Below are 21,943 nucleotides of genomic sequence, written 5' to 3'. Positions count from 1 at the left end.
TCAGTGCGGTGCGTCAGAAGGGGCGTGTGGGGCGTTTCACAGCACGACACGGTGGAGTGACCTGGGGGAGAGTCGTCGCGGCCCGCTCAAGAGTGCGGTACCGTCCAACGTCGTGAGCCCTGTACGTCGCTGTTCGCGCACCGCTTGCGGCCGTCCCGCCGTCGCGACGCTGACGTACGTCTACGCCGACTCGACCGCGGTCCTCGGCCCGCTCGCGACCTACGCCGAACCCCACTGCTACGACCTGTGCGCCGAGCACTCCGAGCGCCTTACCGCCCCGCGCGGGTGGGAGGTCGTCCGGCTCCTCGACGGCTCCGCTCCGGCCCGCCCCAGTGGCGACGATCTGGAAGCGCTTGCCAACGCCGTGCGTGAGGCGGCCCGTCCGCAGGAGCGCGCCGCGGAGGCCGGTGGCGGCGGGGCGCGCAGGGCGGACCCGATGGAGGTCGCGCGCCGCGGCCACCTCAGGGTGCTGCGTTCCCCGGACAACTGACGTCAAGTCACCCTTTCCGGCGGTTCTTTGACTGCACGTTCCATTGAATGACGCACGACCATTGACGTGACCTTGTCGCGGACACGACCATTCCGTTTCAGCCCGAAGTGAGAAATCGCTTTCCGCATGACGGAATCCGTGGCTCCCGGGGAGGCGCCCGTGTACGTCCAGGAACTGGAACCCGTCGCCGGCTCGCTCGGTCTGTCCGCGCTTGTGGCGGCCCTGCCCCTCGTGATCGTCCTCGTGCTGCTCGGCGGCGTCCGTATGAAGGCCCATCTGGCGGGCCTGACAGGCCTGCTGGCGGCCACGCTGGTCGCCTGGCTCGCCTACGGCATGCCGCTGGACCAGACGCTCTCCAGCGCCGCCCAGGGGGCAGTGTTCGGGCTCTTCCCCATCCTGTGGATCGTCGTCAACGCCCTGTGGGTGTACCGGATGACGGTCCGCACCCGGCACTTCGACATCCTGCGCCGCTCGTTCGGGCGGCTGTCCGACGACCCCCGCATCCAGGCGCTGGTCGTCGCCTTCTGCTTCGGCGCCCTGCTGGAGGCGCTCGCCGGGTTCGGGGCGCCCGTCGCGATCTGCTCGGTCATGCTCGTGGCGCTGGGCTTCGAGCCGGTGCGGGCCGCCGTGGTCGCGCTGGTCGCCAACACCGCGCCGGTCGCCTTCGGCGCGATGGGGACGCCCGTAGTGACGCTCGCTCAGGTCACCGGTCTGCCCCTGGACGACGTCGCCTCCGTGGTGGGCCGTCAAACTCCGCTGCTCGCCCTTGTGGTGCCGCTCGTGCTGGTCTGGCTGGTCGACGGGCGGCGCGGACTGCGCGAGACCTGGGTGCCCGCCCTGGTGTGCGGAATCGCCTTCGCCGTGGCCCAGTTCGCCGCCTCGAACTACGTCTCCGCCCAACTCGCCGACATCGGCGCCGCCTTGGCCGGTGCGGGCGCGCTCGTCGCCGTACCGCAGGCGCGCAGGCCCGCCGAAGAGCCCGTGCGCGCCGCCGTACTGACCGGGGTGCGCAGCGAGGAGCTCGACGAGGCCGACCCGCGCGCGGAGGTCGTACGGGCGTACTCGCCGTACGCGCTCATCGTCGCGATCTTCTCCGTGGCGCAGATTCCCGCGGTCAAGGACTGGCTGGCCGAGGCGACGCAGACGTACGACTGGCCCTTCCTGGACGTCGTCGGCGCGGACGGGGAGGCGGTCGGCGGGAATGTGTTCACGTGGCCGATCGTGTCCACGGGCGGCACGCTCGTGCTGCTCGCCGGTGTGTGTACGGCGGTCGTTCTCGGTGTGCACGCGCGCGTGGCGGTCAAGGAGTGGGCGGCGACCGTGTACGAACTGCGGTTCGCGATCCTGACGGTGACCAGTGTGCTGGCCCTCGCCTATGTCATGAACCTCTCCGGACAGGCGGCCACCATCGGCCACTTCGTGGCGGCGGCCGGGGCGGGGCTCGCCTTTCTGTCGCCCGTCCTGGGCTGGTTCGGCGTCGCCGTCTCCGGGTCGGACACCTCGGCCAACGCGCTCTTCGGCGCCCTCCAGGTCACCGCGGCCCGCGAGTCGGGACTGTCGCCGGAGCTGCTGGCGGCCGCGAACAGTTCCGGCGGTGTCCTCGGCAAGATGATCTCGCCGCAGAACCTCACCATCGCGTGCGCGGCCGTGGGCCTCGCCGGCCGGGAGGGCGATCTGCTGCGCAAGGTACTGCCGTGGAGCCTTGCCCTGTTGATGGTGATGTGTCTGATTGTGGTCGGTCAGAGCTCGCCCGTGCTCGACTGGATGCTGCCGTAGTGCCCACCGCCAGTGGGGGTCCCCCTTCTGGGGAGGGACGGGTAAGGGCGGCAGGGGCGATCCAACACAACGGCAACCCCCCTCCACCCCCCAAGCAACCCACCCCGGCGGTAACCTGACCAGGCACATCCGCGACACAACCCCGCCCCCGAAGGGACCCCCATGCCGCTCGAAGCCGGTCTCCTGGAGATCCTCGCCTGCCCGGCCTGCCACGCCCCCCTCAAGGAGCAGGACGCAGAGCTGGTCTGCACAGGCCAGGACTGCGGCCTGGCCTACCCCGTCCGCGACGGCATCCCGGTCCTCCTCGTAGACGAGGCCCGCCGCCCCGCGTAACCCGCCAACCCCCCGGCGATCGGAGGCCCCCGCCCGTGCTCGACGAATCGCTGCTCGACACCCCCGAGGCCCTCTCGGAGGCCGACCACCGCGGCCTGCTGCGCGGCGCCGCCGAGGCCGGCGCCCGCGTCCGCACGGCCGCCCGGCACGCCACAGAGGCCGGCGTGACGGACCTCAAACCCGACGGCCGCCCCCGCGCCGTCCTCATCGCGGGCCCCGGCGCCGCCGCCATCTGCGTCGCCGACCTCCTCGGCACGCTCGCCGGCCCCGGCAGCCCCGTCACCCGACTGGCCCCCGCGGGCGTGGCCCCCGCCGCCGGCGCGCTGCGCTGGGAGCTACCCGGCTGGGCCGGCTCCGTCGACCTGCTCCTGATCGCCACCCCGGACGGCACCGAACCGGGCCTGTCCCTGCTGGCAGAGCAGGCCTACCGCCGCGGCTGCACCGTCGTCGCCGTGGCCCCGCCCCACACCCCGCTCGCCGAGGCCCTCGACGCCTCCCACGGCCTGTTCGTGCCGATGGCGACCGCGCCGTACGAGGAGGACACCCCCTTCGCCGCGTCCGCCCCCGGCGTGCTGTGGGCGCTGCTCACCCCGCTGCTCGTGCTGCTGGACCGCGTCGGTCTGCTGGCCGCCCCCGCCGACGCCCTGGAGAAGGTCGCCGACCGGCTCGACCACATCGCCGAGCGCTGCGGGCCCGCCATCGCGACGTACAGCAACCCCGCCAAGACATTGGCCGCGGAGCTCGCCGACGCCCTCCCGGTGATCTGGACCGAGGGCACCTCGGCCGGTCCGGCGGGTCGCCGCTTCGCCGCAGCTCTCGCCGAACTCGCAGGACGCCCGGCCCTCGTCTCCGAGCTCCCCGAGGCGCTCGCCGCGCACAGCGCCCTGCTCGCGGGACCGCTGGCCGCCAGCGCCGACCCGGAGGACTTCTTCCGCGACCGCGTGGAGGAGACGCCCGCACTGCACGCGCGCGTGGTGCTGTTGCGGGACCGTCCCATCGGCGGCCTCAGTGCCGCTCCCGGCGCCCGTGAGCTGGCCCTCAGTCACGACACGCCGATCAGCGAACTGGAACCGGAGGCCGGGGGCGAACTGGCGACCCTCGCGGAGTTGATCGCCATCACGGATTTCGCCGCCGTTTACCTGGCGCTCGCTTCGGGCGCCTGATCTGAACCAGGACGCCCTGACCGTCGTACGCGGAGCGAAACCCGCGTCGTACGCAGAGAGAACCGCATGGACCGCCTCGACAACACCATCCGCCCCTACGCCTGGGGTTCCACCACCGCGATCCCCCAGCTGCTCGGGATCGAACCGACCGGCGAACCGCAGGCGGAGATGTGGATGGGCGCCCACCCGGGCGCTCCCTCGCGCACCGGCCGGGGCACGCTGGTCGACGTCATCGACGCGGATCCGGAGCGGGAACTCGGGCACGCGTGCGTGGCCAAGTTCGGCCCGCGACTGCCCTTCCTGCTGAAGATCCTCGCGGCCGGCGCCCCGCTCTCCCTCCAGGTCCACCCCGACCTGGAGCAGGCGAGAGAGGGTTACGCCGACGAGGAGCGCCGCGGTGTCCCCATCGACGCCGGTCACCGCAACTACAAGGACGCCAACCACAAGCCCGAACTGATCTGCGCGCTCACCGAGTTCGACGGCCTGTGCGGCTTCCGCGACCCCGTCGAGGCCGCCGATCTGCTCGACGGCCTCGGCGTCGACTCCCTCAAGCCGTACGTCGATCTGCTGCACGCCCACCCCGAGGACGCGGCCCTGCGCGAGGTGCTCACCGCGATCCTCACCGCCGACCCGGACGAGATGACCCGCACGGTCACCGACGCCGCGGCCGCCTGCGCCCGCCTGGGCGGCGCGTACACGCCGTACGCCGATCTCGCCCACCACTACCCGGGCGACCCCGGTGTCATCGCCGCGATGCTCCTCAACCACGTGCGGCTGCAGCCCGGCGAGGCCCTGTTCCTCGGCGCCGGTATCCCGCACGCCTACCTCAGCGGCCTCGGCGTCGAGATCATGGCCAACTCCGACAACGTCCTGCGGTGCGGACTGACCCCCAAGCACGTCGACGTCCCCGAACTCCTGCGCATCGTCCGCTTCGAGGCCGCCGACCCCGGCGTGCTGCGCCCGGAGGCCTCCGAGGACGGCGAGGAGGTCTACGAGACCCCGATCGACGAGTTCCGCCTGTCCCGTTACGTCCTTCCCGAGGGCGGCGCCGCCCATGACCTCACCCGGGCCACCCCGCAGATCCTGCTGTGCACGGCGGGATCGGTGCGCGTGGGCGAACACACGCTCGAACCCGGCCAGTCGGTCTTCGTTCCCGCAGGCGAGAAGGTCGAGGCAACCGGGACCGGCACGCTCTTCCGCGCCACTGTGATCGTATGACCGGCACTGTGGACACCTGACGCGCCCCACCCGGGCGAGGCTGCAACAATGGCGCACCGGCAAAGGACGGGCAAAGCCACAAGGGGCCGCGCCCGGGACGGCGTACGAAGGGACAACGCGAACACATGAGCGCGTCAGGCGGCACCAAAGCGATCGTGGCGGCACTCGCCGCCAACCTCGCGATCGCGGTAGCGAAATTCGTGGCGTTCCTGTTCAGCGGCTCGTCCTCGATGCTCGCCGAGTCGGTGCACTCGCTGGCCGACTCCGGCAACCAGGCCCTGCTGCTCGTCGGCGGCAAGAAGGCCCAGCGCGAGGCGACCCCGCAACACCCCTTCGGCTACGGCCGCGAGCGCTACATCTACGCCTTCCTCGTCTCGATCGTCCTCTTCTCCGTCGGCGGCATGTTCGCCATCTACGAGGGCTACGAGAAGATCAAGCACCCGCACGAGATCGACCACTGGTACTGGCCGGTGGGCGTCCTGGTCTTCGCGATCATCGCCGAGACCTTCTCCTTCCGGACGGCCATCAAGGAGTCCAACCTCCTGCGGGGCAAGAAGTCCTGGACCGAGTTCGTCCGCCACGCCAAGGCGCCCGAGCTGCCCGTCGTCCTGCTGGAGGACCTCGGCGCGCTCGTCGGTCTGGTCCTGGCGCTCGTCGGCGTGAGCCTCGCCCTCGCCACCGGCGACGGCGTCTGGGACGGCATCGGCACCCTCTGCATCGGTGTGCTGCTCATCCTGATCGCGCTCGTCCTGGCCGCCGAGACCAAGTCGCTGCTGCTCGGCGAGGCCGCAGGCGTCGAGGATGTCCACAAGATCGAGGCCGCGATCGTCGACGGCGACACCGTCACCGGCATCATCCACATGCGCACGCTGCACCTCGGCCCCGAGGAACTGCTCGTCGCCGCCAAGATCGCCGTCCAGCACGAGGACACGGCCACCGAGATCGCCGCCGCCATCGACGCCGCCGAGTCCCGTATCCGCGCGGCCGTCCCGATCGCCCGCGTCATCTATCTGGAGCCGGACATCTACAGCGAGGCCGAGGCGGCCCGCGGCGCCGACCGAGAGGCGACGCCCGGCGGCCCGGCCCCGGAGAGCACCGGCCACTGACGACCCGTCACGACGAAGGGGTCCACCGAATCACTCGGCGGACCCCTTCGTCGTCGTACGACATGGGCGTCACAGATGGTCCGGCCACAACACCGTCTGCACAGCAGGCCGCCGCCGCACGACCCTCGCCCCGATCGCGAGGCCGAGCCCCACCAGGGCGAGCACCACTCCGAGCAGCGTGGCGGCGCCGAGCAGCAATGGTCCCGCAAAGCTGTCGATCACCCGCGCGCGCACGGCATCCACCGGAACCGTCCCCGCGTGGTCCTCGGCGAAGAGCCGCGAGTCACGCGAGTTCTGCCGATGGTCACCGAGCAGGAACAGCCGCCCCTCGGGCACGGTCACGTCGTACGGCCGATGCAACCCGTCCGCGATGCCGTCCTTCACATATGACTCCCGCAGCGGCCGACCGTTGACGGTGATCGCCTCCTGCGGCGTGTCCTGGCCCTGGCAGCACACCACATGGTCGCCGTCCACGCCGATGACGCGCTGCATGACGTCCACTCCGGCCCCATAGCGCTCCGGCGCCGAGTACAGCACCACATCGCCCGGCTGCACCTCGCCCCCGTCGACGCGCTCGGCGACGATCCGGTCGCCCATGCCGTACGTCGGCGTCATGCTCTCGCTGTTCACCCTGGACAGCACATATCCCGTCCGCAGCCACACCAGAGACCCGACCACCAGCGTCAGCCCCAACAGCCCCACCACCCACGCCATCACCGTGAGTCTGCGCGCCGTGCTCGCATCCATCGCCACTCCCTCCCCACGCGGAACTCCCGCGGCGGCAGAGAGTATCGATCACTTGTGAACACGCTGTGCGGGCCCGCGAGCACTCGACGCCCTCGGCGGACCGCGCGAACCCGACGACCGGTGCGGTCACCGCGTCCGTCTTGGCCTGCGGAATCGCGATCTCCTCACCGAGCCTGGTCGCCACCAACTCGTCGACGTCCGTGACCTTCCTGGTCCGCGCCAGCAGCTCGCGGATGGCTTTGCCCGCCGCGAACGGGATTGCGCCCTCGGATATCCCGAAGCAGCCCATGAACAGCGAGGCCAGCCCGGTCTCTCGCTCTCGCTGTACAGCCGCCTACGGATCAGCGTGGCCAGGCCCTGGCCCAGCGGCACAACCGGGATGGCCGCCGCGCACATGCCCCCTGTGAGCCCCGCCCACCCCATCCACCGGACCCCCGCAGCCCCCCGCGATGGCGCGATCCGTACGGAGGCGGACTGGGGCGGCCGCGTCGACCGGTGTAGCTTGGGACGGAGCCAGACGTCGCTGCTGATGGCGGTCGGGCGGTCCCGACACGGACCGACCGAGGGAGAGAGGGCCTCCGACGGACTGCGCTGCGCGCACGCGGGCATGCCTGTGTCCTCTTCGGGCACCCCTGTGTCCGCCGCCGCGCAGACCAGCCCTACCCACCTCGACCCACACCCCGAGGAGCAGCTCGCAATGACGACTGTCGAGAACCGACAGGACTTCAAGGTCGCCGACCTCTCCCTGGCCGAGTTCGGCCGCAAGGAGATCACCCTCGCCGAGCACGAGATGCCCGGCCTGATGGCGATCCGCAAGGAGTACGCCGAGGCCCAGCCCCTCTCCGGCGCCCGTGTCACCGGCTCCCTGCACATGACCGTGCAGACCGCCGTCCTCATCGAGACCCTGGTCGCCCTCGGCGCCGAGGTCCGCTGGGCCTCCTGCAACATCTTCTCCACCCAGGACCACGCGGCCGCCGCCATCGCCGTCGGCCCGAACGGCACGCCCGAGAACCCGCAGGGCGTCCCGGTCTTCGCCTGGAAGGGCGAGACCCTGGAGGAGTACTGGTGGTGCACGGAGCAGGCGCTGACCTGGCCGAACAGCCCCACCGGCGGCCCGAACATGATCCTCGACGACGGCGGCGACGCCACCCTCCTCGTCCACAAGGGCGTCGAGTACGAGAAGGACGGCAAGGTCCCCTCGGTCGACACCGCCGAGTCCGACGAGCACCGCGTCATCCTTGAGCTCCTGCACCGCACCATCACGGACGGCTCGCAGAAGTGGACCCAGCTGGCCTCCGAGATCCGTGGCGTCACGGAGGAGACCACGACCGGCGTCCACCGTCTGTACGAGATGCAGCGCGACGGCGACCTCCTGTTCCCGGCGATCAACGTCAACGACGCCGTCACCAAGTCGAAGTTCGACAACAAGTACGGCTGCCGCCACTCCCTGATCGACGGCATCAACCGCGCCACCGACGTCCTGATCGGCGGCAAGACCGCGGTCGTGTGCGGCTACGGCGACGTGGGCAAGGGCTGCGCGGAGTCCCTGCGCGGCCAGGGCGCCCGCGTGATCGTCACCGAGATCGACCCGATCTGCGCGCTCCAGGCGGCGATGGACGGCTACCAGGTCACGACCCTCGACGAGGTCATCGACAAGGCCGACATCTTCATCACCACGACCGGCAACAAGGACATCATCATGGCCTCGGACATGGCCAAGATGAAGCACCAGGCGATCGTCGGCAACATCGGTCACTTCGACAACGAGATCGACATGGCCGGCCTCGCCAAGATCCCCGGCATCGTCAAGGACGAGGTCAAGCCGCAGGTTCACACCTGGAAGTTCCCCGACGGCAAGGTGATCATCGTCCTCTCCGAGGGCCGCCTGCTGAACCTTGGCAACGCCACCGGCCACCCGTCCTTCGTGATGTCCAACTCCTTCGCGGACCAGACCCTGGCCCAGATCGAGCTGTTCACCAAGCAGTCCGAGTACCCGATCGGCGTCTACACGCTGCCGAAGCACCTGGACGAGAAGGTCGCGCGCCTCCACCTGGACGCGCTCGGCGTGAAGCTGACGACGCTCCGCCCCGAGCAGGCCGCGTACATCGGCGTCGAGGTCGAGGGTCCCTACAAGTCGGACCACTACCGCTACTGATCCGGATTCCGTACTGATCCGGATTCCGTGGTGAGCGCGCCCGTGCACTGACGCGCTCCCCAGCAGCAGGTCCTCAGGGCAGGCCCCCGCACCCCCGTGTCGGGGGCCTGCCCGTCTGGCCCCTCAGTGGCCGGACCAGCCCGTCAAGACCCAGGACCCCCATGCCCCGCGGCCGTTATTCGCTCCACGATCCGCACGATCACACCCCCCTCGCAGAAGAGCACTTCCACTGCGCGCCCGGCCCCTCCGGCTGGCGCTATGTCTCCCAGCTGACCACCCCCTCGGGCGATCACAGCGGCTCCGTCGACCTCACCCTCGACGAACTCGGCCGTCCCATCCGCCTCGAACTCCACGCCGGCGGCTGGCAGGTGCGCGGTGCCGCCCTCGACGGCGTCACCTGGGTCCGTACAGACCCCGCCGGGGATCACGCCACGGAAGGCAATGTGCGCGCCCACGCCTTCACCGGCACGTCCCCCGCGTTCCTCATCGCCACCACCCGTCTCCTGAACCTCACCCCTTCCGGATCCGCCACCCGCGTACGCCTCGTCGCCTTCACGGACCCAGTGCTCGCCCCGCGCACCGTCGACCAGTCCTGGGCCCTGCTGAAAAGAGAAGCACACGCCACTGACAACGGCCCTCTGACCGTGGACGAATACCAGGTCACAGCCCTGGATACGGGCGAGCAGCACGCCGTGCACATCGCCGGGGACGTGGTCCTCGCGGCGCCCGGGATCGAGCTGGAAGACCTCGAGTCACCGCCGTCGTCGTTCGCCTGAGCGCCCCGCGGAGAGAGCAGGCGAGCAGGCCGGGATCTACGCAGGCGGCACGAACCCGGTGCCGGGCCGTCCGCCGGAGGGCTCCTCGTGCGACACCGGCGGAGTCGGGGGCGCGGGGCTCGGAGCGGGCGGGGTGTCGAAGGTGGGCTGGAAGGCCGGCGACCCGTACACACCAGGGGCCGGCGCAGATTGGGGCCAACCACCGGTCGGCGCCCTGTCCGCCGTCGGCCCGGTCGCGAAGGCCCGCCGGGCCTCTCGGGCCTGCCGCTCCTGCACCACGGCAGCCAAATACGCCGCCGGCGGCACACCCTGCGGCGCCGGCGTACCCGTACGAGCCGCCAGATCGGCCGCGAGCCGCTCCGCCATCGCCCAGCCGACCTGCGGATCCAACTGCTGCATCCGCGTCAGATATTGCCGGATGGCAAGCCACAGACCATCGGGAACCGCGGAGAGATCCAGCCCCGAGAACCGCCCGGCCAGCCACGGCGGAGGCGGCGGCACAAAGCCACTGCGGGCCTGCGGCACCCGCTCCCGTACGACGAGAGTCCCCGCGAACACATCCCCGAGCCGCCGCCCTCGCGCCGAAACCAGCGAGGCGATACAGGCGACGACCCCGAAGGTCAGCAGAATCTCGATGACACCGATCGCGCCCCGCACCAGCGCATGCCGGAACCGGATCGGCCCGCCGTCGTCCCGCACCACACGCAGCCCGCAGGCCAGCTTCCCGAGCGAACGGCCGTGGCTGAGCGTCTCGACGGCGATCGGCGCGCCCACCAGCACCAGAAGGAACGAGGCGATCGACACCGCGATCTGTGCCGCCTCGTCCAGGGAAGCGGTGGCCGCGAACAGACCGATCGACACGGCGATGTAGACGGCGACGGCCACGACCAGATCGAGCAGCACGGCAAGCGCCCTGCTGGGCAGCCTCGCAGGGCGCAGCTCCAGCGCCACCGCCTCGCCCGTCACCAGCTCACTCACGCCCGCCGTCCTTCCCCTGACCTGCCCCTGGAACGGCCAGTCTGCCAAGCTGAGCGCACATCGCGCCCCAGTACGACAAGCTGACATCTACGACGAGCCGCCGACGAACAGCCGAGGAGCAGGCACACCGATGGACCTCGACGTCTTCGTCACCGCGCACCGGGCCGAATGGGACCGCCTCGACGCCCTGCTCCAGCGCCAGCGCCGCCTGACCGGCGCGGAAGCGGACGAACTCGTCGCCCTCTACCAACGCACCGCCACCCACCTCTCCCTGATCCAGTCCAGCGCCCCGGACCCACAACTGACCGGGCGGCTCAGCCAACTGGTGGCACGCGCGCGTAGCGCCGTGACAGGCACCCGACGCGCCTCCTGGCGCGACGCGACCCGATTCCTCACCCATGGTTTCCCGGCGGCGGTCTACAAGTCGCGCCACTGGTGGGTACCCACAGCGCTGCTGTCGACTCTCGTCGCCGCCTTCCTGGGCTGGTGGATCGGCACCACCCCCGACGTACAGGCCTCCATCGCGGCCCCCAGCGAACTGCGCGAGCTCACCCGCCCCGGCGGCCAGTACGAGACGTACTACTCCAGCCACCCCGCGGCCTCGTTCGCGGCCCAGGTCTGGACGAACAACGCCCAGGCCGCCGCGCTCTGCCTGGTCCTGGGTGTCTTTCTGGGACTCCCGGTCCTGTGGATCCTCTTCCAGAACATGCTCAATATCGGCGTCGGAATCGGCCTGATGTCCTCCGCGGGCCGCCTCGACACGTTTCTGGGCCTGATCCTGCCCCATGGCCTGCTCGAACTGACGGCGGTCTTCGTCGCCGCCGGCACGGGCCTACGCCTCGGCTGGACGGTCATCGACCCCGGCCCACGCACGCGACGCACCGCCCTCGCCGAGGAAGGTCGAGCAGCCGTGGGCATGGCGATAGGCCTCGCCCTGGTCCTCTTCATCTCCGGCGCCATCGAAGGCTTCGTCACCCCGTCCGGCCTGCCCACCTGGGCCCGCATCACCATCGGAGTCATCGCCGAGCTGGCCTTCCTGGCATACGTCTATGTCGTCGGCGGCCGTGCCGCGCGGGCCGGCGAGACGGGCGACGTCGAGGAAGCCGAGCGCGGCGCCACGCTTCCGACGGCCGCCTGATGTGCGGACACACCTGATGAGCTGCTAGTCTCCTCTTCGCCCCGAAAGAGCCGTTGACACAGATCGATCGGGGAGGTAGATTCGAACAGTTGCCTGGACTGGAGCAGATCCGGTCGGTGACAGTGAGTGTCTAGCCGCTTCTTGAAGTATCGATCATGTCGACTACTGAGAAGCCCCTCCCGATGAATCGGAAAAGGTGGCCGGTCAAACCGGTCCGAAACTTCTGATAAAGTCGGAACCGCCGGAAAGGGAAACGCGAAAGCGAGAACCTGGAAAGCACCGAGGAAATCGGATCGGAAAGATCTGATAGAGTCGGAAACGCAAGAACGAAGGGAAGCCCGGAGGAAAGCCCGCGAGGGTGAGTACAAAGGAAGCGACCGTTCCTTGAGAACTCAACAGCGTGCCAAAAGTCAACGCCAGATATGTTGATACCCCGTCCGTCGGAATACTCCGATGGTCGAGGTTCCTTTGAAATAACACAGCGAGGACGCTGTGTGCGAGGGGATTATTCCTCCTCTCGCACCGCTCTCGTGGTGTCAACCCGATTACGGGAAAACATTCACGGAGAGTTTGATCCTGGCTCAGGACGAACGCTGGCGGCGTGCTTAACACATGCAAGTCGAACGATGAACCACTTCGGTGGGGATTAGTGGCGAACGGGTGAGTAACACGTGGGCAATCTGCCCTTCACTCTGGGACAAGCCCTGGAAACGGGGTCTAATACCGGATAACACTCCTGCCTGCATGGGCGGGGGTTAAAAGCTCCGGCGGTGAAGGATGAGCCCGCGGCCTATCAGCTTGTTGGTGAGGTAATGGCTCACCAAGGCGACGACGGGTAGCCGGCCTGAGAGGGCGACCGGCCACACTGGGACTGAGACACGGCCCAGACTCCTACGGGAGGCAGCAGTGGGGAATATTGCACAATGGGCGAAAGCCTGATGCAGCGACGCCGCGTGAGGGATGACGGCCTTCGGGTTGTAAACCTCTTTCAGCAGGGAAGAAGCGAAAGTGACGGTACCTGCAGAAGAAGCGCCGGCTAACTACGTGCCAGCAGCCGCGGTAATACGTAGGGCGCAAGCGTTGTCCGGAATTATTGGGCGTAAAGAGCTCGTAGGCGGCTTGTCACGTCGATTGTGAAAGCCCGGGGCTTAACCCCGGGTCTGCAGTCGATACGGGCTAGCTAGAGTGTGGTAGGGGAGATCGGAATTCCTGGTGTAGCGGTGAAATGCGCAGATATCAGGAGGAACACCGGTGGCGAAGGCGGATCTCTGGGCCATTACTGACGCTGAGGAGCGAAAGCGTGGGGAGCGAACAGGATTAGATACCCTGGTAGTCCACGCCGTAAACGGTGGGAACTAGGTGTTGGCGACATTCCACGTCGTCGGTGCCGCAGCTAACGCATTAAGTTCCCCGCCTGGGGAGTACGGCCGCAAGGCTAAAACTCAAAGGAATTGACGGGGGCCCGCACAAGCAGCGGAGCATGTGGCTTAATTCGACGCAACGCGAAGAACCTTACCAAGGCTTGACATACACCGGAAAGCATTAGAGATAGTGCCCCCCTTGTGGTCGGTGTACAGGTGGTGCATGGCTGTCGTCAGCTCGTGTCGTGAGATGTTGGGTTAAGTCCCGCAACGAGCGCAACCCTTGTCCTGTGTTGCCAGCATGCCCTTCGGGGTGATGGGGACTCACAGGAGACCGCCGGGGTCAACTCGGAGGAAGGTGGGGACGACGTCAAGTCATCATGCCCCTTATGTCTTGGGCTGCACACGTGCTACAATGGCCGGTACAATGAGCTGCGAAACCGTGAGGTGGAGCGAATCTCAAAAAGCCGGTCTCAGTTCGGATTGGGGTCTGCAACTCGACCCCATGAAGTCGGAGTTGCTAGTAATCGCAGATCAGCATTGCTGCGGTGAATACGTTCCCGGGCCTTGTACACACCGCCCGTCACGTCACGAAAGTCGGTAACACCCGAAGCCGGTGGCCCAACCCCTTGTGGGAGGGAGCTGTCGAAGGTGGGACTGGCGATTGGGACGAAGTCGTAACAAGGTAGCCGTACCGGAAGGTGCGGCTGGATCACCTCCTTTCTAAGGAGCACTTCTCACCAACTTCGGTTGGTCAGAGGCCAGTACATCGGCGAATGTCCGATGCTGGTTGCTCATGGGTGGAACGTTGACTATTCGGCACACTTGATCGTCTTCTCCTTCTAGTACTGCTCTTCGGAGCGTGGAACGTTGAGGGGAGCGGGGAGTGTGCCGGGCACGTTGTTGGGTGTCTGAGGGAATGGTTTTTCCTCAGTCGCCGGCCCCAGTGCACTCGGACTGTATGGGTTCGGGGTGATGGGTGGCTGGTCGTTGTTTGAGAACTGCACAGTGGACGCGAGCATCTGTGGCCAAGTTTTTAAGGGCGCACGGTGGATGCCTTGGCACCAGGAACCGATGAAGGACGTGGGAGGCCACGATAGTCCCCGGGGAGTCGTCAACCAGGCTTTGATCCGGGGGTTTCCGAATGGGGAAACCCGGCAGTCGTCATGGGCTGTCACCCATACCTGAACACATAGGGTATGTGGAGGGAACGCGGGGAAGTGAAACATCTCAGTACCCGCAGGAAGAGAAAACAACCGTGATTCCGGGAGTAGTGGCGAGCGAAACCGGATGAGGCCAAACCTACGACGTGTGAGACCCGGCAGGGGTTGCGTCGTGGGGGTTGTGGGATCTCTCTTTCACAGTCTGCCGGCTGTGAGGCGAGTCAGAAACCGTTGATGTAGGCGAAGGGCATGCGAAAGGCCCGGCGTAGAGGGTAAGACCCCCGTAGTCGAAACATCAGCGGCTTGCTTGAGAGACACCCAAGTAGCACGGGGCCCGAGAAATCCCGTGTGAATCTGGCGGGACCACCCGCTAAGCCTAAATATTCCCTGGTGACCGATAGCGGATAGTACCGTGAGGGAATGGTGAAAAGTACCGCGGGAGCGGAGTGAAATAGTACCTGAAACCGTGTGCCTACAAGCCGTGGGAGCGTCGCTCATTGGGTTTACCCAATGGGTCGTGACTGCGTGCCTTTTGAAGAATGAGCCTGCGAGTTTGCGGTGTGTTGCGAGGTTAACCCGTGTGGGGAAGCCGTAGCGAAAGCGAGTCCGAATAGGGCGGTATAGTAGCGCGCTCAAGACCCGAAGCGGAGTGATCTAGCCATGGGCAGGTTGAAGCGGAGGTAAGACTTCGTGGAGGACCGAACCCACCAGGGTTGAAAACCTGGGGGATGACCTGTGGTTAGGGGTGAAAGGCCAATCAAACTCCGTGATAGCTGGTTCTCCCCGAAATGCATTTAGGTGCAGCGTCGCGTGTTTCTTGCCGGAGGTAGAGCACTGGATAGGCGATGGGCCCTACCGGGTTACTGACCTTAGCCAAACTCCGAATGCCGGTAAGTGAGAGCGCGGCAGTGAGACTGTGGGGGATAAGCTCCATGGTCGAGAGGGAAACAGCCCAGAGCATCGACTAAGGCCCCTAAGCGTACGCTAAGTGGGAAAGGATGTGGAGTCGCACAGACAACCAGGAGGTTGGCTTAGAAGCAGCCACCCTTGAAAGAGTGCGTAATAGCTCACTGGTCTAGTGATTCCGCGCCGACAATGTAGCGGGGCTCAAGCGTACCGCCGAAGTCGTGTCATTGCAGCAATAGGGCCAACGCCCGCTGTGATGGGTAGGGGAGCGTCGTGTGCCGGGTGAAGCCGCGCCGGAAGGCAGTGGTGGACGGTTCACGAGTGAGAATGCAGGCATGAGTAGCGATACACACGTGAGAAACGTGTGCGCCGATTGACTAAGGGTTCCTGGGTCAAGCTGATCTGCCCAGGGTAAGTCGGGACCTAAGGCGAGGCCGACAGGCGTAGTCGATGGATAACCGGTTGATATTCCGGTACCCGCTGTGAAGCGTCAAACACTGAACCAGGCGATGCTAAGTCCGTGAAGCCGCCCCGGAGCCTTCGGGCAAAGGGGAGTGGTGGAGCCGACGGACCAGACTTGCAGTAGGTGAGTGATGGGGTGACGCAGGAAGGTAGTCCAGCCCGGGCGGTGGTTGTCCCGGGGTAAGGGTGTAGGCCGTGCGATAGGCAAATCCGTCGCACATCAAGGCTGAGACCTGATGCCGAGCCGATTGTGGTGAAGTGGATGATCCTATGCTGTCGAGAAAAGCCTCTAGCGAGTTTCATGGCGGCCCGTACCCTAAACCGACTCAGGTGGTCAGGTAGAGAATACCGAGGCGTTCGGGTGAACTATGGTTAAGGAACTCGGCAAAATGCCCCCGTAACTTCGGGAGAAGGGGGGCCACACTCGGTGATCCGTTTTACACGGTGAGCTGGGGGTGGCCGCAGAGACCAGCGAGAAGCGACTGTTTACTAAAAACACAGGTCCGTGCGAAGCCGTAAGGCGATGTATACGGACTGACGCCTGCCCGGTGCTGGAACGTTAAGGGGACCGGTTAGTCACTCTTCGGGGTGGCGAAGCTGAGAACTTAAGCGCCAGTAAACGGCGGTGGTAACTATAACCATCCTAAGGTAGCGAAATTCCTTGTCGGGTAAGTTCCGACCTGCACGAATGGCGTAACGACTTCTCGACTGTCTCAACCATAGGCCCGGTGAAATTGCACTACGAGTAAAGATGCTCGTTTCGCGCAGCAGGACGGAAAGACCCCGGGACCTTTACTACAGTTTGATATTGGTGTTCGGTTCGGCTTGTGTAGGATAGCTGGGAGACTGTGAACTCTGGACGCCAGTTCAGGGGGAGTCGTCGTTGAAATACCAGTCTGGTCGTGCTGGATGTCTAACCTGGGTCCGTGATCCGGATCAGGGACAGTGTCTGATGGGTAGTTTAACTGGGGCGGTTGCCTCCTAAAGAGTAACGGAGGCGCCCAAAGGTTCCCTCAGCCTGGTTGGCAATCAGGTGTTGAGTGTAAGTGCACAAGGGAGCTTGACTGTGAGACCGACGGGTCGAGCAGGGACGAAAGTCGGGACTAGTGATCCGGCGGTGGCTTGTGGAAGCGCCGTCGCTCAACGGATAAAAGGTACCCCGGGGATAACAGGCTGATCTTCCCCAAGAGTCCATATCGACGGGATGGTTTGGCACCTCGATGTCGGCTCGTCGCATCCTGGGGCTGGAGTCGGTCCCAAGGGTTGGGCTGTTCGCCCATTAAAGCGGTACGCGAGCTGGGTTTAGAACGTCGTGAGACAGTTCGGTCCCTATCCGCTGTGCGCGTAGGAATATTGAGAAGGGCTGTCCCTAGTACGAGAGGACCGGGACGGACGAACCTCTGGTGTGCCAGTTGTCCTGCCAAGGGCATGGCTGGTTGGCTACGTTCGGGAGGGATAACCGCTGAAAGCATCTAAGCGGGAAGCCTGCTTCGAGATGAGTATTCCCACCTCCTTGAGAGGGTAAGGCTCCCAGTAGACGACTGGGTTGATAGGCCGGATATGGAAGCACGGTAACGTGTGGAGTTGACCGGTACTAATAGGCCGAGGGCTTGTCCTCAGTTGCTCGCGTCCACTGTGTTGGTTCTGAAACCACGAACAGCCCCATGCCATGGTCACGGTGTGGTGCGGCAGTTCACAGTTTCATAGTGTTTCGGTGGTCATAGCGTGAGGGAAACGCCCGGTTACATTCCGAACCCGGAAGCTAAGCCTTACAGCGCCGATGGTACTGCAGGGGGGACCCTGTGGGAGAGTAGGACGCCGCCGAACAAATTTTGAGAAAGGCCCACACCTTACGGTGTGGGCCTTTTTGCATTTCCAGGGCCTTTCATCGAGTCCTTTCCGGGCTCCTCAGAGTCGACCCGCAGTCTTCAGTGCCAGATATGCGTCCGCCAGTGCAGGTGCCAATTCGTCCGGCGTCGCGTCGACGACTGTGACGCCGTGCCGACGTAGTTGGGCTGCCGTGCGATGGCGTTCGCTCTGCGCCTGGGCCGCGGCTGCGGCCTCGTAGACGGAGTCGGTGTTGCCGCGGGCTTTGGCCATACGGGCGACATACGGGTCCGCCACCGATGCCACGAGGACGGTGTGGCGCTGGGTCAGTTGCGGGAGAACCGGGAGCAGGCCCTCTTCGATCGGGGCCGCGTCGAGGCTCGTGAAGAGGACGATGAGGGCATGGCGGGGGGCCGTACGAAGTGCTGTCGCGGTCAGGCCGCGGGCGTTTGTTTCGACGAGCTCGGGTTCCAGTGTGGCCATGGCGTTGACCAGGGACGGCAGGACGTCGCCGGCGGTTCGGCCCTGGACCAGGGCGCGGACCCGGCGGTCGTAGGCGAGGAGGTCGACGCGGTCGCCGGCGCGTGAGGCCAGGGCCGCCAGGAGGAGCGCCGCGTCCATGGAGGCGTCGAGGCGTGGGGCGTCGCCCACGCGGCCCGCCGAGGTGCGGCCGGTGTCGAGGGCCAGGAGGATGTGGCGGTCGCGCTCGGGGCGCCAGGTGCGTACGGCGACCGCGGACTGTCTGGCCGTAGCGCGCCAGTCGATGGAGCGGGTGTCATCGCCGGGGACGTACTCGCGAAGGCTGTCGAATTCCGTGCCTTCGCCTCGGGTGAGGACGCTCGTGCGGCCGTCGAGTTCGCGGAGGCGGGCGAGCTTGGACGGGAGGTGCTTGCGGCTGGTGAATGGTGGCAGCACACGTACCGTCCACGGGACCTTGTGTGTGCCCTGACGGGTGAAGAGGCCGAGTGGGCCGTAAGAGCGGATGGTCACGCGGTCGGCCTGGCGGTCGCCGCGGCGGGTGGGGCGTAGGCGCGTGGTGAGGCGGCGGCGTTCGCCGGGTGGGACCGTCAGGCGGTGGCGGGAGGCCTCGATCTCCGTGCCGGGCTGCCAGCTGCTCGGCGGCCAGGCGTCGCGGAGGTGCGCGCGCAGGGGGCGGCCGGACGGGTTGGTCACGGTGAGCGTGACGTCGGCGGTCTCGCCGAGGCGCGCGGAGGTGTCTCCGGAGCGGCTCAGGCCGAGGCGGCGTACGGGGGCGGCCAGGGTGAAGTCGCAGGCGCAGGCCATTGCCAAGGGGGCGTTGACCGCGAGGATGCCGGCCCAGCTGGGTTCCCAGATGCCTACGGGGAGGGAGCCCAGGGCTGCGAGGAGCGCGGCGCGTCCGGTGAGTGCCATCAGCGGGGGACGGGGACGTGGGCGAGGATCGCGTTGATGACGGAGTCGGCCGTCACGCCTTCCATTTCCGCTTCCGGGCGGAGTTGCACGCGGTGGCGGAGGGTGGGCAGGGCCAGGGCCTTCACGTCGTCGGGGATGACGTAGTCCCGGCCGGTCAGCCATGCCCACGCGCGGGCGGTGGCGAGGAGGGCCGTCGCACCGCGCGGGGAGACGCCGAGGGTGAGGGACGGCGATTCGCGGGTGGCGCGGCAGATGTCGACGACGTAGGCCGTGATCTCGGGCGAGATGGTGGTCTTGGCGACGGCCGTGCGGGCGGCTTCGAGGTCGGCCGGGCCGGCTACGGGGCGTACGCCGGCGGCGCGCAGGTCGCGTGGGTTGAAGCCCTCGGCGTGGCGGGTGAGGACGGCGATCTCGTCCTGGCGGGAGGGCAGGGGGATCGTGAGCTTGAGGAGGAAGCGGTCCAGTTGGGCTTCGGGGAGGGGGTAGGTGCCCTCGTACTCGACCGGGTTCTGGGTGGCGGCAACCAGGAAGGGCTCGGGGAGGGGGCGGGGGGTGCCGTCGACGGTGACCTGGCGTTCCTCCATGGCTTCGAGGAGGGACGACTGGGTCTTCGGGGGCGTGCGGTTGATCTCGTCCGCGAGGAGGAGGTTGGTGAAGACCGGGCCGGGCTGGAAGGAGAACTCCGCAGTGCGGGTGTCGTAGACCAGGGAGCCGGTCACGTCGCTCGGCATGAGGTCGGGAGTGAACTGGATGCGCTTGGTGTCGAGTTCGAGTGCGGATGCGAGGGCGCGGACGAGCAACGTTTTGGCGACCCCGGGGACTCCTTCTAGTAGAACGTGTCCGCGGCAGAGGAGGGCGACGACAAGGCCGGTCACGGCGGGGTCCTGGCCGACCACGGCTTTGGCGATCTCGGCGCGCAGGGCTTCCAGGGATGCCCGGGAATCGGGCCGGTCCCCGCTCTGCCCGGCGTTGTCAGTGGTCGGGTCCATCATGGACGGCGTACCTCACTTTCGAGGGCGTCGAGTTGGTCGGCGAGGGAGATGAGGGCTGCGTCGTCGCCGGGCGGCGGGCCGAAGAGGAGGGCGTGCAGGACCTGTCCGTCGCCGCGGAGGTGGGAGGACAGGGCGGGGAGCAGGGCTTCGGGCGTGTGCGCCTGGGTGACGGGGACGCCTACTAGGGGGGCGAGGCGGGTGCGGGTGGTGGAGCGAAGAGCGGCGGACGCGCGGTCGCGGGCGTCCGCCTTGCGGTAGAGGCGGGCGCGGCCTTCGACGGTTTCGGAGGCGCGGATCGCCACGGGGAGTTTTTCGGGCACGAGGGGGCCCAGTCGGCGTGCCCGCCAGAGGGCGGCGAGAGCTGCCGCGATGAAGAGCTGGAGTGTGCCCCAGAGCCAGCCCGAGGGGAGCAGGTCGAAGAAGCCGCGCTCGCCCTCGGAGTCGGCGGCGGTGGAGTCGGAGAGCGAGGGGAGGTACCAGACCAGATGGGGGCGGGAGCCGAGGAGTTGGAGGGCGAGCGAGGCGTTGCCCTGCTCGTCGAGGCGGTCGTTGTAGAGGATGTCGGGCGCGCCGAGGACGACTGTGTCGCCGTCCCCGGAGGTGCTGGGGATGCGCAGGAGGGTGGCCAGGCGCTCGCTCGGGTAGCAGGAGTCGGCCTGGAGGTGGGTGGTGGTGTAGCGGATGCCGCCCGTGTCGGCGGCGCCGGCGCGCTGGGCCGCGGGCAGGTCGCAGTTGGGCTGGAGTGCGGAGTCCAGGCTCTTGGCGGGATCGGCGACGACGCCGGGGGCGAGTCGTTCGACGGACCAGCTGCCGGGTGCGACGAGGAGGGTTCGGCCGCCGGATTCGGCGATCGTGGAGTGCAGCGACGTTTGTTGACGTTCCGTCAGCAAGTCGGGGACGGCGACCAGGAGAGTGGTGTCCGGGCCGGCCGCGGCACGTGCCTCGTCGAGGGTGGTGACCACGCGCGTGGACACCCCTCGGTCGGCGAGGAGTTCGGCGACCGCGCGGCTCCCCTGGGCATCGGCGGAGCGTGGATCGAGGGTGCCGTGCCGGGCGTCGGAGCGAATCACGGCGATGGCGACGGCACCCGCGAGGAGGATGACGAGGGCAAGGGCGATGCCCCGCGCGCGGGTCCACACCTGGCGGGCCGTGGGCGAGACCGAGGTGGACGGGAGCGTGGCCTCGGTGGTCATTCGGCGGCTCCCTGGCGGGTGTTGGGGGCCGCGCTGTGGGCGCTGGTGGTGGTGAGCTGGGGCTTCGTGCGCTCTAGGTCGTGGTCGAGTTCGGCGATGCGCCGGTATGTCGGCTCGGTTGCGGCTCGGCCGCCGTATGTCACGTCGTCGAAGTCCCGTGCGGCGGTGCGCAGTCGGTCTGTGTGGGCGGGCAGGGCGCGGCCCGCTTCGGCGGCGGCCTCGTCGGCGGTGCGGCCGGGGCGGATGTCGAGGAGGGCGCGTTCCTCCAGGGAGCGGACGATGGCCCGCATGCGTTCCTGGACAGCCTGGTTCCAGTGGCCCTGGGCGGCGTGGGCCTCGGCGGTGGCGCGGTGTTCGGCGGCGCTGCGGGGGCGGTCGTCGAACAGGGCGGCGGAGGAGGTGGGTTCACGGCGCGGGGTGCCGAGGCGCCACCACAGGGCGCCCAGGACGGCGAGTACGGCCAGGATGACCACGACCAGGCCGAGCGGCCCTCCGGGGGTTACGGCCGACGCGCTGCTGAACAGGTCGTTGACCCAGCCCCAGAAGGCGTCGAGGGCGCGTTGGAACAGGCCGGGGTCGTTCTCGTGGTACATCCGCTTGGACAGCTCCCGCCGGGCTGCCTCTCGCGCGGGGTCGCGTGGGATCGTCACCGGTGGTTCGTCGCCGGAGCGCGCGAGCGACAGCACGTCTTTGACGTTCAGCGACATCCGTACGGCAGCGCGCGGCAGGGCCGGCGCCGTGGTGAGAACTCCCCCCGCCAGGCTCAC

General features: G+C 67.6%; 15 protein-coding genes and 3 rRNA genes. 12 read left to right on the top strand and 6 right to left on the bottom strand.

What is annotated here, in order from left to right:
- Positions 1–112: 112 nt before the first annotated feature.
- The 6 genes from OHT76_RS17745 (at position 113) to OHT76_RS17720 (ending at position 6,086) form a co-directional block, all read left to right on the top strand.
- Positions 113–490, top strand: a complete 378-nt coding sequence (locus OHT76_RS17745; RefSeq protein WP_328871808.1) for a DUF3499 domain-containing protein — start codon at positions 113–115, stop codon at positions 488–490.
- A 159-nt stretch (positions 491–649) separates the two neighbouring features.
- Positions 650–2,266 carry an L-lactate permease gene (locus tag OHT76_RS17740; protein WP_328876556.1) on the top strand — a complete coding sequence of 539 codons (1,617 nt, stop codon included), beginning with the start codon at positions 650–652 and terminating at the stop codon, positions 2,264–2,266.
- 162 nt (positions 2,267–2,428) lie between these two features.
- Positions 2,429–2,599 carry a Trm112 family protein gene (locus OHT76_RS17735; protein ID WP_225074871.1) on the top strand — a complete coding sequence of 57 codons (171 nt, stop codon included), beginning with the start codon at positions 2,429–2,431 and terminating at the stop codon, positions 2,597–2,599.
- Between the two features lie 35 nt (positions 2,600–2,634).
- Positions 2,635–3,762 carry an SIS domain-containing protein gene (locus tag OHT76_RS17730; RefSeq protein ID WP_328871807.1) on the top strand — a complete coding sequence of 376 codons (1,128 nt, stop codon included), beginning with the start codon at positions 2,635–2,637 and terminating at the stop codon, positions 3,760–3,762.
- A 66-nt stretch (positions 3,763–3,828) separates the two neighbouring features.
- Positions 3,829–4,980, top strand: coding sequence for a mannose-6-phosphate isomerase, class I (gene manA, locus OHT76_RS17725; RefSeq protein WP_328871806.1), 1,152 nt, complete (start codon positions 3,829–3,831; stop codon positions 4,978–4,980).
- A gap of 125 nt (positions 4,981–5,105) precedes the next feature.
- Positions 5,106–6,086, top strand: coding sequence for a cation diffusion facilitator family transporter (locus OHT76_RS17720; protein WP_328871805.1), 981 nt, complete (start codon positions 5,106–5,108; stop codon positions 6,084–6,086).
- A 69-nt stretch (positions 6,087–6,155) separates the two neighbouring features.
- On the opposite strand, the gene lepB is transcribed toward OHT76_RS17720, so the two are convergent.
- Entirely contained in the window at positions 6,156–6,833 is a 678-nt protein-coding gene (lepB, locus tag OHT76_RS17715) for a signal peptidase I (protein ID WP_328871804.1), read from the bottom strand.
- Positions 6,834–7,530: 697 nt separating this feature from the next.
- On the opposite strand from lepB, the gene ahcY reads away from it, so the two are divergent.
- A complete protein-coding gene (gene ahcY / locus OHT76_RS17705) occupies positions 7,531–8,988 on the top strand; it encodes an adenosylhomocysteinase (protein ID WP_328871803.1) in 1,458 nt (485 codons plus the stop codon).
- Between the two features lie 161 nt (positions 8,989–9,149).
- Entirely contained in the window at positions 9,150–9,764 is a 615-nt protein-coding gene (locus OHT76_RS17700) for a hypothetical protein (RefSeq protein ID WP_328871802.1), read from the top strand.
- 36 nt (positions 9,765–9,800) lie between these two features.
- Here OHT76_RS17700 and OHT76_RS17695 read toward each other — a convergent pair whose 3' ends face one another.
- Entirely contained in the window at positions 9,801–10,742 is a 942-nt protein-coding gene (locus tag OHT76_RS17695; RefSeq protein WP_328871801.1) for an RDD family protein, read from the bottom strand.
- A 130-nt stretch (positions 10,743–10,872) separates the two neighbouring features.
- Here OHT76_RS17695 and OHT76_RS17690 point away from each other — a divergent pair, with 130 nt between their 5' ends.
- The 4 genes from OHT76_RS17690 (at position 10,873) to rrf (ending at position 17,599) form a co-directional block, all read left to right on the top strand.
- Entirely contained in the window at positions 10,873–11,880 is a 1,008-nt protein-coding gene (locus OHT76_RS17690) for a stage II sporulation protein M (protein WP_328871800.1), read from the top strand.
- Positions 11,881–12,438: 558 nt separating this feature from the next.
- Positions 12,439–13,964: ribosomal RNA gene (locus OHT76_RS17685) — 16S ribosomal RNA — on the top strand.
- Positions 13,965–14,267: 303 nt separating this feature from the next.
- A 23S ribosomal RNA gene (locus OHT76_RS17680) occupies positions 14,268–17,390 on the top strand.
- 92 nt (positions 17,391–17,482) lie between these two features.
- Positions 17,483–17,599 (top strand): 5S ribosomal RNA (gene rrf, locus OHT76_RS17675).
- The 16S, 23S and 5S rRNA genes sit together here, the layout of an rRNA operon.
- An 81-nt stretch (positions 17,600–17,680) precedes the next feature.
- On the opposite strand, the gene OHT76_RS17670 is transcribed toward rrf, so the two are convergent.
- The 4 genes from OHT76_RS17670 to OHT76_RS17655 are packed head-to-tail and all read right to left on the bottom strand — an operon-like array spanning position 17,681 to position 21,943.
- On the bottom strand, positions 17,681–18,991 hold the full coding sequence (locus OHT76_RS17670) for a DUF58 domain-containing protein (RefSeq protein ID WP_328871799.1): 1,311 nt from the start codon (positions 18,989–18,991) through the stop codon (positions 17,681–17,683).
- Positions 18,991–19,980: an AAA family ATPase gene (locus OHT76_RS17665; protein WP_328871798.1), complete on the bottom strand. Its 990-nt coding sequence runs from the start codon at positions 19,978–19,980 to the stop codon at positions 18,991–18,993. Before OHT76_RS17665 ends, OHT76_RS17670 begins: the two co-directional genes overlap by 1 nt.
- Positions 19,980–21,176, bottom strand: coding sequence for a DUF4350 domain-containing protein (locus tag OHT76_RS17660; RefSeq protein WP_328871797.1), 1,197 nt, complete (start codon positions 21,174–21,176; stop codon positions 19,980–19,982). Before OHT76_RS17660 ends, OHT76_RS17665 begins: the two co-directional genes overlap by 1 nt.
- Positions 21,173–21,943 carry a DUF4129 domain-containing protein gene (locus OHT76_RS17655; RefSeq protein WP_328871796.1) on the bottom strand — a complete coding sequence of 257 codons (771 nt, stop codon included), beginning with the start codon at positions 21,941–21,943 and terminating at the stop codon, positions 21,173–21,175. The genes OHT76_RS17660 and OHT76_RS17655 overlap by 4 nt, the downstream gene beginning before the upstream one ends.

The organism is Streptomyces sp. NBC_00287, assembly GCF_036173105.1.
Classification (GTDB): Bacteria; Actinomycetota; Actinomycetes; order Streptomycetales; family Streptomycetaceae; genus Streptomyces.
Note: the sequence above shows the minus strand (reverse complement) of the source record. Positions and strands in the feature narration are given on the sequence as shown.